Genomic DNA, 16747 nt, shown 5'->3' on the forward strand with positions numbered 1-16747 from the left:
GGGGTGCGTGGTGGAGGGGGGGACAAGGCACCCTGGGTGTGCGTGTCGGGGGGTGTGGTCCTCCCCCCCCCCCCCCCCCCCCCCTCCACCCCCCCCCCCCCCCCCCGACCCGCCGGCGGGTCGCCGGCCCGGTCCGCCCTCCACCCGGGCGGACCGGGCCGGCCTGACATCCCCGCGCTCGGCCCGCTCGACGGCCGACCGCGGTCCAACGGGCTCTCGTCGGCGGCCGGTTCCGCCCCGGCCACCACTCCGCCCGGGCAACCCCGCGGCGCCCCCACCCGGGCGCCCACGCCGGGGCCCGGCCGTGACCCTTGACGAGTACACGTACACGACGAAGAATGAGCGCGCTGCGTGCTTTGACAACGTTGTCCAAGCCTGAGGAGGCCCTCCCGCCCATGAAATGGACCCAACGGCTCCGCGGAGCGGGCATGGCGGTCGTCGCCGCCGCGCTGCTCGGCAGCTCCTTCACCGCACCGGCCGCCCAGGCCGCCGACGCGCCGGACGGACCGCTCACCGACCTGGTCAACCCGTTCATCGGAACGGAGAACGAGGGCAACACCTACCCGGGTGCCGCGGTGCCGTTCGGCATGGTGCAGTTCTCGCCGGACACCGGCCACAACACCGGCTACGACTACTCCCACACCCACATCCGCGGGTTCTCACTCGTCCATCTGTCGGGCGTCGGCTGCGGCCTCGGCGGCGATCTGCCGGTACTGCCGACCACCGGGGACGTCACGAAGACCGACTACGCCGCCTACCAGGCCGGGTTCAGCCACGACGACGAGTCCGCGAGCCCCGGCTACTACAAGGTGGGCCTGAAGACCGGCATCGAGGCGGAGCTGACCGCAACGGAACGCACCGGCGTGCAGCGGTACACGTTCCCCGCGACCGGCAAGGCCAACGTCCTGCTGAACGCGGGCCAGTCGCTGCACAGGGGGATCACCACCGAGGTCGAGATCCTCGACGACCGCACGGTGCGCACCGCGATCACCGGCAGCGGCTTCTGCCAGGACACGAAGCCCTACACCGTCCACACCGTCACCCGCTTCGACCGGCCGTTCACGACGTCCGGCACCTGGAACGGCGACACCGTCACCACGGGCTCGAAGGAGTCGACGGGCACCGGCCGCAACGGCGCCTTCGTCCGCTTCGACACCACCGAGGACCGCACGGTCGAGGCGACCACCGCCCTGTCGTACGTGGACGCCCGGGGTGCCGCCGTCAACCTCCGCTCCGAGGGCGGCCGTTCGTTCGACGCGGTCAGGAGGGCGGCCCACCGCTCCTGGGAGGACCGGCTCGACGACGTACGCGCACGGGGCGGCGGCGACACCCTGCGCCGCACGTTCTACTCGTCCCTGTACCGGTCCTTCCTCGCGCCCAACATCGGCAGCGACGCCGACGGCCGCTACACCGGCTGGGACCAGCGGATCCACCGCGCGAAGGGCTTCACGTACTACCAGAACTGGTCGCTGTGGGACACCTACCGCACCCAGTCGCAGCTGCTGTCCCTGCTCGCGCCGCGCGAGGCCCGCGACATGGCGATCTCCGTCATCAGGATCGACGAGGAGAGCGGCTGGCTGCCCAAATGGGGCTACGGGACGGTCGAGACGAACATCATGACCGGCGACCCGGTCACCCCCTTCCTCACCAACGCCTATCAGCAGGGGCTGCTCAAGGGGTACGAGGAGCGGGCCTACCGCGCGCTGAAGAAGAACGCGGACGGGGTGCCGCCCGCCGACTCGCCGGCCGTCGGCCGCGAGGCGAACAAGGAGTACCTGGCCCACGGCTTCGCACCCCACGTCAAGGGGCGGCCGCACGCGAAGCCCGGCGACTCCGACTACGACCACGGCGCGTCCGCGACTCTGGAGTACGCCCTGTCGGACGCCATGCTCGGCGAGATGGCACGCGACCTCGGGCACGGGGCGGACGCCGCGCGCTACGCCGCCCGGGCGCAGAACTACCGCAGGATCTTCGACTCCTCGACCGGCTTCTTCCGCGCACGGGACGCCGCCGGGGCCTTCACCGGACCGGCGGACCCCGCCCGCAGCGAGGGCTTCCACGAGGGCACGTCCTGGCAGTACCAGTGGCTCGTGCCGCAGGACCTGCCCGGCATGGTCGCCCTGATCGGCGGCAAGCGGGCGGCCAACGAACGGCTCGACTCGTTCTTCGCCTACGACGAGCTGCTGAAGGACCCGGCGAAGACCGCCCGCGAGGTGTGGGTCAACGGGCCGTACGACTACTACACCGCGGACAAGTACAACCCGCAGAACGAGCCGGACCTGATCGCCCCCTACACCTACCTGTCGACCGGTGAGCCCTGGAAGACCACGGACGTGGTCCACGCGGCGCTGACCCTGTTCACCGACACCCCGACCGGCATGACGGGCAACGACGACCTGGGCACGATGTCCGCCTGGAACGTCCTGTCGTCCATCGGGATCTTCCCGGTGCAGCCCGGCTACGACAGCTGGGGTCTGTCCACGCCCGTCTTCGACCGCGTCGACCTCACGCTGGACCGGCGCTACTATCCGCGCGGCGCCCTGACCGTGACGGCGCCGGGCACCTCGGACGGTTCCCGGTACATCCGGTCGGCGCGGGTGGACGGCGACGCGTACGGACGTACGTATCTGACGACGGACCAGCTGCGCGGCATCCGCTCGCTCGCCTTCACCGTCGGCCCGGAGCCGTCCGGGTGGGGTACGTCCGAGGAGGCCGCTCCGCCCGCCCTGAACTGACCCGGTAGCTCCTCCGCCACCCCTGCGTCCCGCCTCTCCCTGAGGGGCGGGACGTAATCTGATGTTGACTGAGCGTAGCTTGATCGCCCTTGACCGTAATCGACGGTCAGGGGTTGACTTGCTGGTTCACCCGACCGTCGACGCGAGAGCAAGCCCTTGACCTCAGAGCCGCTCGCACCACTCGACCTGGCGTTCTGGAACATCGAGTCCGCCCGGCACCCCATGCACCTCGGTGCCCTCGGGGTCTTCGCGGCCCGGTCGCCCGGCGCGGCTGCGCACGCGGCCGAACTCCTCGCGGTGCGCGCGGCGGCCGTTCCGGGGCTGCGCATGCGGATCCGTGACTGCTGGCAGCCGCTGCCCTCCCCGCTGGCCTTCGGCGGTGCGACGCGGGAGCCCGTACCCGACTTCGACCCGATCCGGCACGTACGCCTCCACGCCCCGACGCGCGATTTCCACGCCGTCGCGGGCCGTCTCATGGAGCTCCCCCTGGAGCGCGGGCGGCCCCCGTGGCAGGCCAACGTGCTGCCCGCCGAGGACGGCAGGTCGTTCGCCGTCCTCTTCACCTTCCACCACGCCCTCGCCGACGGACTGCGCGCGCTGACGCTCGCCGCGGCGCTCATGGACCCGACGGACCTGCCCGCCCCGAGGCCGCGCCCCGCCGCACCCCCGCGGAGCCCTCTCCCGGACGCGCGCGACCTGCCGGGGCGCCTGCGCGACACGCTCAGCGACCTGGGCCGCGCCCTGGACATCGGGGCGTCCGTCGCCCGCGCCACCTGGGACGTACGGTCCTCGTCCGCGCTCACCTCCGAGGCCACCGGCACCCGCAGGACCGCGGGTGCCGTCATCGACCTCGACGAGGTGCACCGCGTCCGCAAGAGCGTGGGCGGCACCGTCAACGACGTGCTGATCGCCGTCGTCGCCGGTGCGCTGCGGCGCTGGCTCGACGAGCGGGGCGACGGCAGCGAGGGTGTCGCGCCCCGGGCGCTGATCCCGGTGTCCCGGCGCCGCCCGCGCACCGCGCACCCGCAGGGCAACCGGCTGTCGGGCTACCTGGTACGGCTGCCGGTGGACGATCCGGATCCGCTCGGCCGGCTGCGCACGGTGCGCACCGAGATGGACCGCAACAAGGACGCCGGACCCCACCGGGGCGCAGGCGCCGTCGCACTGCTCGCCGACCATGTGCCGCCCCTCGGGCACCGGCTCAGCGGGCCTCTCGTCGGCCAGGCGGCCCGGCTGCTCTTCGACGTCCTCGTCACCAGCGTGCCGCTGCCCAGCCTCGGCCTGACGCTCGGCGGCTCCCCGCTCACCGCGGTCTTCCCGCTCGCACCGCTCGCCCACGGCCACTCCCTCGCCGTCGCCGTGTCCACGTTCCGCGGACGCGTCCACTACGGGCTGGTGGCCGACGCGGAGGCCGTGCCGGATCTCGACGTGCTGGCGCGCGCCCTGCGCGACGAGATCGCCGGACTGGTGGCGGTCAGCGCGCTCCCGGCCGACGGCGACCGGCGCTGAACCCGGCTCCCGGGGCGGCCCAGGAGGGCCGGCCGGGTGACATGCGACCATTTTGCTGACACCCGCCGCGTCAGTATGCTCCTGAGCTGGCGGGATGCAGGGAGCAACGTGTAGGGTGCCCCCTTTTGGGAGCTGCCGTGGCCGTTCGAGGCGCGCGGCGGACCGAGTGACATGAGGAACGCAGCGGCGATGACGGTGACAGAGCACGGCCAGACGGGTGCCACGGACCTCGCGGAGGTGTCGTGGGGCCCCGGCATCGACCCGGAACGCCTCGCCGTCTGCCTCGGCGTGCTCGAGGAGCTCGACAAGCTGGACGTCGACCACCCCGACGCCATCGCGGTACGCCGCGCCACCGCCGGCGTCTACCGCACGGTCAAGCAGCGCCGCCGCCAGGAGCGCCGGGCCGCCAAGACCGCCCACGACAAGGCGGTCACCGAGTCCACGGCCACCGGATCCGCCCAGCGCATCGACGACGAGACCGAAGGCATCCTCCCGTCGTCGGTGACGGACGCCGGCGAGATCGCGGGGATCCTGCAGCGCCCGCGCTCCTGCTACATCTGCAAGACGCGGTACGTCGAGGTCGACTACTTCTACCACCAGCTCTGCCAGGGCTGCGCCGCCGAGAACCGCTCGCGGCGCGAGGCCCGCGCCGACCTCAGCGGCAAGCGGGCGCTGCTCACCGGCGGCCGCGCCAAGATCGGTATGTACATCGCGCTGCGGCTGCTGCGCGACGGCGCGCACACCACCATCACCACGCGCTTCCCCAATGACGCCATCCGCCGCTTCAAGGCCATGCCGGACAGTGACGAGTGGATCGGCCGCCTGAAGATCGTCGGCATCGACCTGCGCGACCCCGCGCAGGTGGTCGCCCTCGCCGACTCGGTCGCCGCCGAGGGCCCCCTCGACATCCTGATCAACAACGCGGCCCAGACCGTACGCCGTTCCGCGGGCGCCTACAGCGAGCTGCTGGCCGCCGAGTCGGGCCCGCTGCCCGCCGGTGAGCTGCCCCCGGCCGAGGTGATCGGCACCTTCGGCTCCGGCGCCGTGGCCGCGCTCCCGGTCGCCGGCGGCGGCGCGCTCACCGCGCAGGAGGTCACCGACCTCGCGCTGGTCTCCGGCTCGGCCTCCCTGGAGCGGATCGCGGCCGGCACGGCCATCGACGCGGGCGGACTCGTGCCCGACCTGCACGACACCAACAGCTGGATCCAGTCCGTCGAGGAGGTCACGCCGGTCGAGCTCCTCGAGGTCCAGCTCTGCAACTCCACCGCGCCGTTCATCCTCATCAGCCGGCTCCGGGCGGCGATGGCGGCGGCGCCGGCGAAGCGGACCTACATCGTGAACGTCTCCGCGATGGAAGGCGTCTTCAACCGCGGTTACAAGGGCGCGGGCCACCCGCACACCAACATGGCCAAGGCCGCCCTGAACATGCTGACGCGCACCAGCGCCCAGGAGATGTTCCAGAAGGACGGCATCCTGATGACCGCCGTCGACACCGGCTGGATCACCGACGAGCGCCCCCACCCCGACAAGATGCGGCTCGCCGACGAGGGCTTCCACGCCCCGCTCGACCTCATCGACGGCGCGGCCCGCGTGTACGACCCGATCGTCCGCGGCGAGCAGGGCGAGGACCTGTACGGCGTCTTCCTGAAGGACTACGCGCCCGGCAAGTGGTGACCCCCCAGGGCTGACGGCGTCTCGCCACGTACCGCGCCCTGACGGGTCGTCAGACAACGGACCGCCAGCGCAGGCGCGTTCAGGGCCGCATCGCGATCCCCCCGGTTCATCCCGTCCGTCGGGGCCCGTCCCGGGATGTGCCGCGTTCCGCATTTTCTTTCCCCCGCTGAGCCGAACGGGTGGTGGACGCTTGGGGCGCAAACTTCCAAATGCCCCCGTATCGTGGGGGGATGGACGCCGGACGACTCGATACGGTTACCTGTTGTTTTCAGCCCCATCGAGCGGGCGCCCGCTCATTTGGTTACTCTGTAGCGGACGGACAGCCACACTGGGTCCCACCCACACCCACGGTCCGTCCCGGGACAAGCCGTACATCACGGCCTGCTCTCCCTCGACTTACCGGCGCCACCGCGTCCGAACTGCTTCGACCCAGACCCGAGCGGGCGTCAGGCGCACGGCAGCAGAGTGGGCCAGTACATCCCGAGGGTGACCCGACACATAAGGAGTGCGCGGTGACACCGGAGAAGACGAACCCCGATCAACGTTCCAAGGAACGCCTGGAGCGTGCAGGCCTGTCCGAGAAGAAGCTCGGCAGCCTCGACGTGTGGGCCAGGTCCGCACCGATCCGCCTCGCGGGCTACGAGGACGACCTCGCCGAGCCCCATATCCTGCCCAGCGTGGACTGACCTCCGGAACATCCGCAGAGGACCCGTCGCCACAGAGATCAGCATGGGCGTGCCAGACTGACGCCCATGCTGATCAGGGAAGCCGCGGCCGAGGACTGGCCGCGGATCTGGCCTTTCTGGCACCGCATCGTCGCCGCCGCCGAGACCTACGCCTGGGACCCGGACACCTCCGAGGAGGCCGCCCGCGCTCTGTGGATGGGTCCGGGCAAGCGGGTGTACGTGGCGCAGGACGACACCGGAACCGTCGTCGGCTCCGCCTACGTCACCCCCAACTACGGCGGCCCGGCCGCCCGCATCGCCAACGCGGGCTTCATGGTCGACCCCGACCGGTCCGGCCGCGGCATCGGCCGCGCGCTGGCCGAACACCTCCTCGCCGCGGCGAAGGCCGACGGGTACCGCGGCATGGTGTTCAACGCCGTGGTGGAGACCAACCCCGCCGTCAAGCTGTGGACTTCGCTCGGTTTCACGATCCTGGGCACCGTCCCGGACGCCTACGAGCACGCCCGGCACGGCCGGGTGGGCCTGCACGTCATGTACCGGGCCCTCTGACGGCGGCCCCCGCTCGCTGGTCGAGCGGTGCGGTGCGCCGCCACGGCCGCAGCGTCTCCAACTGCCCCGCCACGTCCAGGAGTACGGGTTCCGAACCGGGCCTTCCCACGAGCTGCACGGCGCACGGGGCGCCCGACGCCGACGTGCCGAACGGGACGGACATCGCGGGCCAGCCGGTCAGATTCCAGGGCGGCGTCATCGGCGAGCAGGCGGTGTTGACCAGCAGGTTGCGCAGCCAGCCCCGCTCGTGCCAGGCCGCCGCGGCCGGTCCGCGCCGGGCGAGCGCCGGGGTCAGCAGCACGTCGTGCTCCGCGAAGAACGGCTCCAGCCGCCGGCGCAGCTCCGCACGCCGGTCACCGCCGCGGACGCTCCGCGCGAACCGGCGTCCCACGGCCGCGTGGACACGGGTGCGCCGGGCGAGCCGCCGCGGGTCGAGATCCTCGGCGTCCACCGCGGTGCCCGCGGTCCAGTGGGCCAGCGAGGTGCTGCCGAGCCACCACGGGTACGGGGGATCCGCGGGCCGTACCCGGTGACCGGCACCCGCCAGCAGCCCCGCGGCCTCGCGGGCGGCGGTCGTGTACGGCCGGGTGACGCGCACCCCGACGAGCGGGCTGCGCAGGGAGAGGGCGATGCTGTGCCCCGCGCCCCCGGACGGGTGTGCCGCGTGGTTGTCCGTCCCGGGGGCAGCGGCGGTACCGGCGAGGACCGAGAACATCAGACGGGCGTCCTCGACGGTGGTCGCGAGCGGCCCGTTCTCCGACATGCCGAACCAGTCCCCGTGGCCGATACCGGCCGGGACCACGCCGTACCCCGGCTTCAGCCCGACGAGCCCGCAGTGGGCGGCCGGGATCCGCAGCGAGCCCATCCCGTCGTTGCCGAGGGCGAGCGGCACCAGCCCGGCGGCGACCGCGGCCGCGCTGCCGCCCGACGAACCGCCCGCCGTGCGGGAGGTGTCCCAGGGGTTGCGCGCGATGCCGTGCACCCCGTCCGTGGTCCCGAAGACGCAGAGCTCCGGCACGTTCGTCACGCCCACCACGACGGCGCCCGCGGCATGCAGCCGCGCCACCGTGACGTGGTCGTGGACGGCGGGAGTGTCCGCCGTCGCCGCGGTGCCGTTGCGGGTGGCCTCGCCCCGTACGGGCAGGTTGTCCTTGACCGCCAACGGGACTCCCGCAAGGGGGAGTTCCGCCAGGTCCGGGCGGGCGGCGACCTCGTCGGCCTCGGCGAGCGCCGCGTCCGCCCGCACCTTGCGGAAGGCGCCGATTCGGGCGTCGAGGCGCTCGATCCGCGCGAGGTGCTCGGCCACCACCTCGCGCGGTGTGACCCTCTTCTCGCGCACGGCGGCGGCTATGTCGGCGGCGGTCCGGCCGGCCCAGCTGGTCACGGGCGCTCCTTGTCGGTGGGTGCGCCGCACGGTGGGTGCGCCGCACGGTGGGTGCGCCGCACAGCGGGGCGCGGCGGGTTCCTCGTCGGGCAACGCGGGCTTACTCGCGAGTAGTAGGGAGCACTGTGCCCGGAAAGGGGGCCGCGCGTCGAGCCCCTTCGACCGGCCGTCCCGGTCATCGCGAACCCTCGCGTGCGGAGCCCCGGAGCCCCGGAGCCCCGGAGCCCCGGAGCCCCGGAACGCCGGAACGCCGGAACGCCGGAACCCCGGCGCCCTGGGACCCCGGCGCCCTGGGACCTGGGACCTCCGGCACCCCGGGACCTCCGGCACCCCGGAACCTCCGGCCCGTGCCCGACTGTTCAGCGGTCGGCGGTCACGTCCCGCAGGGCCCCGTGCTGTCCCGTTCGATCAGCCGCGGCACCGGGACCTGCACCGTGCGCGCCGGGCCGCCGTCCAGCAGCGCCGTCAGCTCCTGCGCGGCGGTGCGCCCGAACTCCACGGTGTCGCGGGAGAGCGCGGAGAGCCACGGCTTGACCATGCGGCACAGTGCGGAGTCCTCCCAGGCCACCACCGACACGTCCCCGGGAACCGAGAAGCCGAGCTCGGCCGCGGCGGCCACCCCGGCGACCGCCATCACGTCGTTGTCGTAGACCAGCGCGGTCGGCGGTGCGCCCTGCTCCAGGACGCGGCGGGTCACCGCCGCGCCCTGCGCGTCCGAGTAGTCCGTGGTCACCGAGCGCACCTCGGCCAGACCGCGCCGGCCGGCCTCGTCGCGCAGCGTACGGATCCGGCGCTCGGTGTGCGCGAGGCCGGGCAGGCCCGCGATGTGCACGATCCGGCGGTGCCCGAGGGCGTGCAGCTCGCCGACGACCGCGGCCATCGCGCCGGCGTCGTCCGCCCACACGACGGACAGCCCCGGGTGCCCCGCGTCGGGCACCCCGCCGATGACCACGGCGGGCAGGCCCAGTTCGTCGAGGAGGTCCGGCCGAGGGTCGTCGGTGCGCGGATCGACGACCAGCACACCGTCCACGCGGTGCTCGGCCCACCACCGCCGGTACACCGCGCACTCGGCGGCCACGTCCTCGACCACCTGGAAGAGCAGGCCGAGATGGCGCTCGGCCAGCACTTCCTGGATGCCCGAGATCAGCTGCAGGAAGAACGAGTCCACGCCCAGGGTGTCCGCCGGGCGCGCCACGACGAGGCCGACGGTGGCCGTGCCCTCGCCGGACAGCTGCCGCGCCGCCGTGCTGGGCCGCCAGCCCAGCTGTTCGGCGACCCGGCGCACCCGGTCCCGCGTCACCTCGGAGACTCCGGGCCGGTCGTTCAGCGCGAAGGAGACCGCGCTCTCGGAGACCCCGGCACGCTGCGCGATGTCCTTCATCGTCGGCCGGCGCGCGGGGGATCGCTTGGCTGACACACCTGGCCCCTTTCCCGTGGCTTGCGGCCGTCAGCGTACCGCAGCCGACTACAGACTAAAGCGCTTGAGTCAGGGCTGACTAAAGCGCATTAGTCGTAGGCGGGCACGGATTCTTGAAGCGGGTCTGACCTGGTAATTCGTCCGGCAGGCCAATTTCGTGTGCACGAATGCATTGACTTCCCGGCGGGCCTGCGTGCAAGGTCTGCGACGGCACCCGTTCATCCCCTGCGAAGGAGCCCCATCCGTGCGTATCTCCCGCAGAGCCCTCGCTGTCGCCGCCGCCGTCACCGTCGTCCTGCCGCTGAGCGCCTGCGGCTCCGGGGACGACGGCAGCGGCTCGACGGACGCCTCCGGCAGGATCGAGGGCGACATCACCTTCCAGACCTGGAACCTGCGAGCGAACTTCAAGCCGTACTTCGAGGGTGTGATCGCCGACTTCGAGAAGAAGTACCCCGGCACGCACGTGAAGTGGGTCGACCAGCCCGCCGAGGGCTACGCCGACAAGATCAGCGCGGACGCGGCCGGCGGCACCCTGCCGGACGTCGTCAACGTCTCGCCCGACCTCGTCGCCCCGCTCGCCCGGGCGGGCCTCGCCCTCGACCTCGACAAGGCCGCCGGGAAGTACCGGAAGGAGTACCTGGACGGCGCCTGGGCCAGCCACCGGATACCGGGCACGACCGGCACGTACGCGTTCCCCTGGTACCTGAACACGGGCCCGCTGTTCTACAACAAGAGCCTCTTCGAGCAGGCCGGGCTCGATTCCTCGAAGCCTCCGAAGACGTACGACGAACTCTTCGCCGACGCGCTGCGACTGGCGAGGAAGAGCAAGGGCGAGGTGGCCACGCTCGCCAACGTTCCCACCATCGAGGACTTCGGCCGCTACGGTGTCCGGCTGATGAACGAGGAAGGCACCAAATTCGCCTTCGACGACGCCAAGGGAATCGAACTCCTCACCAAGTACAAGGAGTTGTACGACGCCAAGGCGCTCGACTCGCAGGCGCTGACCGCGACCCCCGAGTCGTCCGGCAAGAAGTTCCTCACCGGGGCCGTCGCCATGAACCCCGGCAGCGCGCTGGACCTCGGCAACTTCAAGAAGCAGGCGCCGAACCTGTACAAGAACATCGGCATCACGGACCAGATCACCAGCACCGGCAAGGTGAACATGTACGTGATGGGCGTGATGGTCAACTCCCGGACCAGGCAGAAGCCCGCCGCGGTCGCCTTCGCGCACTACGTCACCGACGCGAAGAACCAGATGTCGTTCGCCAGGAAGGTCGCGATCTTCCCGAGCACCGCCGGATCGCTGGACGACCCGTACTTCACCAAGCAGGACGGCACCGACGAGACCCGGGTGCGCGTCGCCGCCGCCAAGTCCCTGAAGAACGCGGTGAACTACACGCCGGTCCTGTTCAGCGAGCAGATGAAGACCGCGCTGCGCAACGAGGTCGCCAAGGCACTGCAGGGCAAGCAGAGCCCCGAAGCGGCACTTGACAACGCTGTCAAGGCCTGCGACCGGCTCCTCCAGCAGCAGGGCTGAACCGGCATGGCGAGTTCCACACTCTCCCGGGTGAGCGGTCCGCGGCGCGAGACGCCTCCCGGTCCAAAGGGGCGCCCGCGCCGCGTGCGACGCCATCTCCCGTTCAGCCCCTGGCTGTTCGCCGCGCCAGGCCTGCTGATCACGGGCGCGTTCATCCTCTACCCGTTCGTCTCCACGCTGGTCAACGCCTTCACCGACCGGCGGACCCTGATCCCCGGCCGGTTCGTGGGCCTGGACAACTTCCGGGAGCTGCTGCACGACGAGATGTTCTGGATCGGCCTGCGCAACAGTGCCCTGTACGTCGTCGGGGTCGTCCCCGCACTCGTCCTGCTGCCGCTGCTGCTCGCCCTGCTGGTCCGGAAGAACATCCCCGGCATCACCTTCTTCCGGTCGGCGTTCTACACCCCCGTCGTCGCATCCGTCGTCGTGGTCGGACTGATCTGGGTGTGGCTCCTGGACGAACGCGGCCTGGTGAACTCGCTGCTGGAGGCGATCGGCGCCGGCCGGGTCGGCTTCCTCAGCGACCAGTGGCTGCTGCTGCTGAGCGCCATGGCCGTCACGGTCTGGAAGGGTCTCGGCTACTACATGATCATTTATCTGGCCGCGCTCGCCGACGTGCCGCGCGAACTGCACGAGGCCGCCGCGGTGGACGGCGCGGGTACGGTGCGCCGCTTCCTCACGGTGACCGTGCCCGCCGTCCGCTCCACCATGGTGCTGGTCGGCGCGCTCTCCTCCGTCGCCGCCTTCAAGGTCTTCTCCGAGGTGTACCTGATGGCGGGACCGGACGGCGGCCCGGCGGGCGAGGACACCACCCTCGTCATGCTCGTCCAGCGCACCGGCACCGGCCTCACCGGCCGGGTCGGCTACGCGTCCGCCCTCTCCGTCGTCGTCTTCGTCGTCACCGTCGCGCTCATGCTGCTCGTGCTGCGCGCCGACCGGAAGGAGGACGCGTGACCACCCTTGAGAAGACGCCCGGGGCCCGCCAGGCACCCGGGGAAAACACCCCGCGGCGGCGCGTCACCGACGAGCACGGCCGGCGCATCGGCGTCCGCGAACTCGCCCTGCGATACCTCCTGTTGCTCGCCGTCCTCGCGCTCACCGTCGGCCCCTTCGTCTGGCAGCTGTCCACCTCGCTCAAGGGCCCCACCGAGGACATCTTCAGCTCGCCGCCGCGCTTCCTGCCGGACGACCCCACCCTGCACAACTACCGGCGCGTCGCCGACACCATCCCGGTCTGGGACTACGCCCTCAACTCGCTCAAGGTCGCCGGAGCGAACGTCGTCACGAACTGCGTCGGCTCGGCGCTCGCGGGCTACGCCCTGGCCCGGCTGCGCTACCGCGGACGCGGCATCGCCACGCTCGTCTTCGTCCTGGCGATGCTCGTCCCCGTCGAGGGCATCATCATCGCCCAGTTCACGACCATGCGTGAGCTCGGCCTGAACAACACCCTCATCGGGGTCGTCCTGCCGGGCTGCATCGGCGCGATGAACGTGCTGCTGATGCGCAACGCCTTCCGCAACCTCCCGTACGAGATCGAGGAGGCGGCCTACGTCGACGGGGCGAACGCCTGGCAGCGGTTCCTGCGCATCGCGCTGCCGTCGGTGAAGGGCACCCTCGCCGTGGTCGCGATCTTCGCGTTCATGGGTGCCTGGGACGACTTCCTGTGGCCGCTCATCGTGCTCAGTGATCCGTCGAAGTTCACCCTGACCATCGGCCTCAACTATCTGCACGGCACCTTCGCCAACGACGAACGGCTGGTCGCCGCCGGCACGATCATCGCCGTGGCACCGCTGATCGCCCTGTTCGCCTGCCTCCAGCGGTACTTCTTCCGCGGCGTGGGCGAGGGCGCCGTGAAGGGCTGAACCCGCGGAGAGGGGGCCACGCCCCCTTCTCCTCGCGGCGCGCCGGACCGAACTCCCGCCACCACCCGATTCGCAAGGATCCCGTATGTCCTCTGCCGTGCGCTTCGGCGTCAACTACACCCCCAGCGAAGGGTGGTTCCATCACTGGCTCGACTTCGACCTGGACGCCGTCCGCGCCGACCTCGACTCCATCGCGCGGCTCGGTCTCGACCACATCCGGGTCTTCCCCCTGTGGCCCTACTTCCAGCCCAACCGCACCCTCATCCGCCCGCGCGCCGTCGAACAGCTCGTCGCCCTCGCCGACGCCGCCGCCGACCGGGGACTCGACGTCAACGTGGACGGCCTGCAAGGACATCTGTCCAGCTTCGACTTCCTGCCGGCGTGGACCCAGACCTGGCACCGGCGGAACATCTTCACCGACCCCGAAGTGACCGAGGGGGAGGCGGAGTTCGTGCGCACCCTCGCCGCCGCACTCGCCGACCGGCCCAACTTCATCGGCATGACCGTCGGCAACGAGATCAGCCAGTTCGCGGCGGGCCCGCACCCCGACCCGGACCGCATCACGCCCGCGGAGGCGGAGGCCTGGCTGCTGACCCTGCTCGCCGCCTGCGAGAAGGGCGCCCCCGGCAAGCTGCACCTGCACGCCTCCTACGACGCCACCTGGTACCAGGACGACCAGCCCTTCACCCCCGCGCACGCGGCACGGCTCGGCGCGGTCACCGCCGTGCACTCCTGGGTCTTCAACGGCACCGCCCAGCGCCACGGCCGGGCCGGCCCGGCCACGGAGCACCACGCCGCGTACCTCGTCGAGCTGTCCAAGGCCTGGGCGGACGACCCGCACCGGCCCGTCTGGCTCCAGGAGGTCGGCGCGCCCGCGCCCGTCATCCCCGCCGAGCACGCGGCCGCCTTCACCGAGGCGACCGTCACGAACGTGCTGGACTGCCCCGACCTGTGGGGCGTCACCTGGTGGTGCTCGCACGACGTGAGCCGCGGCCTCGTCGACTTCCCCGAACTCGAGTACTCGCTCGGCCTGTTGACGAACGACCGGCGGACGAAGCCCGCCGGGGAGACCATCGCGCGGATCGCCGCGGAGCGGCGGACCCACCGCCCCGCGCCACGCACCACCGCGCTGGTCGTCGACACCACGCCGGGCCGCTCGGTCTGCGCGCCCGGCGGACCGGTCTTCGAGGCCTTCGCCCGGCTGGCCGGCGACGGCGCCCGCCCCACCACCGTGCTGGCGAGCCGCGCCGGCGACAGGGAACACCTCACCGCCCGCGGCATCACCGAGACCGTCACCCCCGACCAGGTCACCACGTGACCTGCCGCACCACGAGCACACCTGGGCAAGCACCGTAGTCCGTCCCCCAACGTTACGGAGCACACCGTGAACCTCAGCAGACGCACCGTCCTGCTCGCCGGAGCCGGCGCCGCCGCGGGACTCGCCCCCGGCCTGTCCGCCACGGCCGGCGCGGCCACCCGGGACCTCCAGCCGTACGCCTCCTACTGGTACCCCGACTCGCTGCCCTCCGGCACCCCGGGCGCCGGCATCACCTGGCGCAGCCTGAAGACCTGGCGCGCCGCGGACGACACGGACCTCGCGTTCAACGCGGCGTCCGTGCCGCTCGCCACGCGCTTCACACCGAAACCGGCGAACCGGACGGCGCGCGCGGGCCAGGCCCGGATCCAGTCCCTCGTCTCCTTCGGCCCGACGGCGGGCAACCCCTCCCAGGGCGCACCGACCGCCGACTACTACGCCCTGACCCACTGGGCGTACATCGACGAACTCGTCTTCTGGGGCGGCTCGTCCGGCGAGGGCCTGATTCTCGCCCCCAACGCGCCGGTCGTCGACGCCGCCCACCGCCACAACGTACCCGTCCTGGGCAACGTCTTCCTGCCCCCCGCCGCCTACGGCGGACAGCTGCGGTGGACCCGCGACCTCGTCCAGAAGGACACATCCGGGAACTTTCCGCTCGCCGCGCAACTCGTCGCGGTCGCCGCCGCGTACGGCTTCGACGGCTGGTTCGTCAACGCCGAGACCGGCGGCGGCGACGCCGCCCTCGCCGCCGACATGCTCGGCTTCCTCAAGGAGCTCAAGGCACTCGGAGCGGCGAAGGGGCAGCGGGTCACCTGGTACGACTCGATGACCGCCGACGGCTCGGTCAGCTGGCAGGGCGCGCTGAACAGCCGGAACAAGGCCTTCTTCCAGACGGCCGACTCCATGTTCGTCGACTTCCGCTGGTCGCGGAGCACGCTCGCCTCCTCGGGCACGGCAGCACAGCAACTCGGCCGCAGCCGGTACGAGTTGTGGGCGGGCGTCGACGTCGAGGCGAACGGCACCAACACGTCCGTCGACTGGGACGCCATCGTGCCGGCCGACAAGGCCCACGTCGTCTCCGTGGGCCTCTACCGACCCGAGTGGACCCGCAACCACCTGCCCGCGGACCGCACCCCGGGAGACTTCCACGCGGCCGACGACGCGTTCTGGACCGGCGCCTCACGCGACCCCTCCACGCCCGGCCCGACCGCCGGCTGGCGGGCCCCGGCCGTCTCCGTCGCCGACCGTTCGACCGTGACCGCGCTCCCCTTCGCGACCACCTTCAACACCGGCCACGGCCAGAAGTGGTACGACGGCGGCAAGGTCACCTCGGACCGGGCATGGAACCATCTCGGGCTCCAGGACCGGCTGCCCTCCCGCCGCTGGGTCGTACGCACCACCGGCCGTCGCCCCGACGTCACCTTCGACTTCGCGGACGCCTGGCGCGGCGGCAGCAGCCTGCTCGTCGCCGGCCCGCTCGACGCGCCGGTCACCCTGGACCTGTACGCCACCCGGCTGCCGCTCGGCACGGACACCGTCGTCGAACTGACCCACCGCACCGACGCGGGCGCGGTCAGGACCGAGCTCGCCGTCGCCACCGCCGAACCCGGCACGGCGGGCGGGGCACCCCCGTACACCTACTTCCCCGTCGAGGCGGGCAGCGGCGGCTGGCGGACCTCCACCGTGCGTCTGACCGGCCTGACCGGAACCATCCGCGCGCTGGGCGTCCGGCTCACCCCGAGCGGCGGCACCCCGGTCCGCCACCGGCTGGGCGGACTCGCCGTCCGGAACGCGCGGGCGACCCCCGCCGCGCCCGCCGGCCTGCGGATCACCGACGCCGACGGCGGCGACCTGCGCCTCGCCTGGCAGGCCGCCCCCGGCGCCGTCCGCCACTACGAGCTGTACCGCACCCTCCCCGACGGCACGCGCCGCTTCCTCGGCGGCACCTGCCAGAGCGCGTTCTTCGTCAAGGGGCTCACCCCCGAGCAGCAGGAGAGCGCCGCACGGTTCGAAGTGCGCGCGGTGGGGGAGCTGTTCACCATCTCCACCGCCGCCACGACCACCCATCCCTGGTAGCCC

12 protein-coding genes are annotated in these 16747 nt (G+C 72.2%); 10 read left to right on the forward strand and 2 right to left on the reverse strand.

Annotated elements, in window-relative coordinates:
* Positions 1 to 395 precede the first annotated feature (395 nt).
* The 5 genes from AC069T_RS18855 (at position 396) to AC069T_RS18875 (ending at position 7153) form a co-directional block, all read left to right on the forward strand.
* Positions 396 to 2735: a GH92 family glycosyl hydrolase gene (locus tag AC069T_RS18855; protein ID WP_478783810.1), complete on the forward strand. Its 2340-nt coding sequence runs from the start codon at positions 396 to 398 to the stop codon at positions 2733 to 2735.
* 156 nt (positions 2736 to 2891) lie between these two features.
* Complete coding sequence (locus AC069T_RS18860; protein WP_478783811.1) at positions 2892 to 4244, forward strand: wax ester/triacylglycerol synthase family O-acyltransferase; 1353 nt, start codon at positions 2892 to 2894, stop codon at positions 4242 to 4244.
* Positions 4245 to 4433: 189 nt separating this feature from the next.
* Positions 4434 to 5918 (forward strand): SDR family NAD(P)-dependent oxidoreductase, encoded by a 1485-nt coding sequence (locus tag AC069T_RS18865; protein ID WP_478783812.1) that lies wholly within the window; start codon positions 4434 to 4436, stop codon positions 5916 to 5918.
* Positions 5919 to 6430: 512 nt separating this feature from the next.
* The gene (locus tag AC069T_RS18870; RefSeq protein ID WP_358850719.1) at positions 6431 to 6604 is read left to right on the forward strand and encodes a hypothetical protein; all 174 of its coding nucleotides are present in this window, start codon (positions 6431 to 6433) and stop codon (positions 6602 to 6604) included.
* 66 nt (positions 6605 to 6670) lie between these two features.
* Positions 6671 to 7153 carry a GNAT family N-acetyltransferase gene (locus AC069T_RS18875; RefSeq protein ID WP_358850718.1) on the forward strand — a complete coding sequence of 161 codons (483 nt, stop codon included), beginning with the start codon at positions 6671 to 6673 and terminating at the stop codon, positions 7151 to 7153.
* Here AC069T_RS18875 and AC069T_RS18880 read toward each other — a convergent pair.
* Both AC069T_RS18880 and AC069T_RS18885 read right to left on the reverse strand, forming a co-directional pair.
* The gene (locus AC069T_RS18880) at positions 7134 to 8537 is read right to left on the reverse strand and encodes an amidase (protein ID WP_478783813.1); all 1404 of its coding nucleotides are present in this window, start codon (positions 8535 to 8537) and stop codon (positions 7134 to 7136) included. The two genes, AC069T_RS18875 and AC069T_RS18880, sit on opposite strands and share 20 nt — an antisense overlap.
* A gap of 373 nt (positions 8538 to 8910) precedes the next feature.
* Positions 8911 to 9954, reverse strand: coding sequence for a LacI family DNA-binding transcriptional regulator (locus AC069T_RS18885; protein ID WP_478783814.1), 1044 nt, complete (start codon positions 9952 to 9954; stop codon positions 8911 to 8913).
* Positions 9955 to 10198: 244 nt separating this feature from the next.
* Here AC069T_RS18885 and AC069T_RS18890 point away from each other — a divergent pair, with 244 nt between their 5' ends.
* The 5 genes from AC069T_RS18890 to AC069T_RS18910 all read left to right on the forward strand — a co-directional run bounded on the left by AC069T_RS18890 (position 10199) and on the right by AC069T_RS18910 (position 16744).
* Positions 10199 to 11491: an ABC transporter substrate-binding protein gene (locus AC069T_RS18890; protein ID WP_478783815.1), complete on the forward strand. Its 1293-nt coding sequence runs from the start codon at positions 10199 to 10201 to the stop codon at positions 11489 to 11491.
* A 6-nt stretch (positions 11492 to 11497) separates the two neighbouring features.
* Positions 11498 to 12445 (forward strand): carbohydrate ABC transporter permease, encoded by a 948-nt coding sequence (locus AC069T_RS18895; RefSeq protein WP_478783816.1) that lies wholly within the window; start codon positions 11498 to 11500, stop codon positions 12443 to 12445.
* Entirely contained in the window at positions 12442 to 13353 is a 912-nt protein-coding gene (locus AC069T_RS18900) for a carbohydrate ABC transporter permease (RefSeq protein WP_478783817.1), read from the forward strand. The genes AC069T_RS18895 and AC069T_RS18900 overlap by 4 nt, the downstream gene beginning before the upstream one ends.
* 85 nt (positions 13354 to 13438) lie before the next feature.
* Positions 13439 to 14671 carry a glycoside hydrolase 5 family protein gene (locus AC069T_RS18905; RefSeq protein ID WP_478783818.1) on the forward strand — a complete coding sequence of 411 codons (1233 nt, stop codon included), beginning with the start codon at positions 13439 to 13441 and terminating at the stop codon, positions 14669 to 14671.
* Between the two features lie 66 nt (positions 14672 to 14737).
* On the forward strand, positions 14738 to 16744 hold the full coding sequence (locus AC069T_RS18910; protein WP_478783819.1) for an endo-beta-N-acetylglucosaminidase: 2007 nt from the start codon (positions 14738 to 14740) through the stop codon (positions 16742 to 16744).
* The last annotated feature ends 3 nt before the right edge of the window (positions 16745 to 16747 follow it).

It is taken from the genome of Streptomyces sp. NPDC043867 (assembly GCF_056435845.1).

Bases quoted from the DNA above. Each gene is read 5' to 3' on its own strand.
- AC069T_RS18855 (WP_478783810.1), top strand. From the start codon at position 396: ATGAAATGGACCCAACGGCTCCGCGGAGCGGGCATGGCGGTCGTCGCC.
- AC069T_RS18865 (WP_478783812.1), top strand. From the start codon at position 4,434: ATGACGGTGACAGAGCACGGCCAGACGGGTGCCACGGACCTCGCGGAG.
- AC069T_RS18875 (WP_358850718.1), top strand. From the start codon at position 6,671: ATGCTGATCAGGGAAGCCGCGGCCGAGGACTGGCCGCGGATCTGGCCT.
- AC069T_RS18895 (WP_478783816.1), top strand. From the start codon at position 11,498: ATGGCGAGTTCCACACTCTCCCGGGTGAGCGGTCCGCGGCGCGAGACG.
- AC069T_RS18905 (WP_478783818.1), top strand. From the start codon at position 13,439: ATGTCCTCTGCCGTGCGCTTCGGCGTCAACTACACCCCCAGCGAAGGG.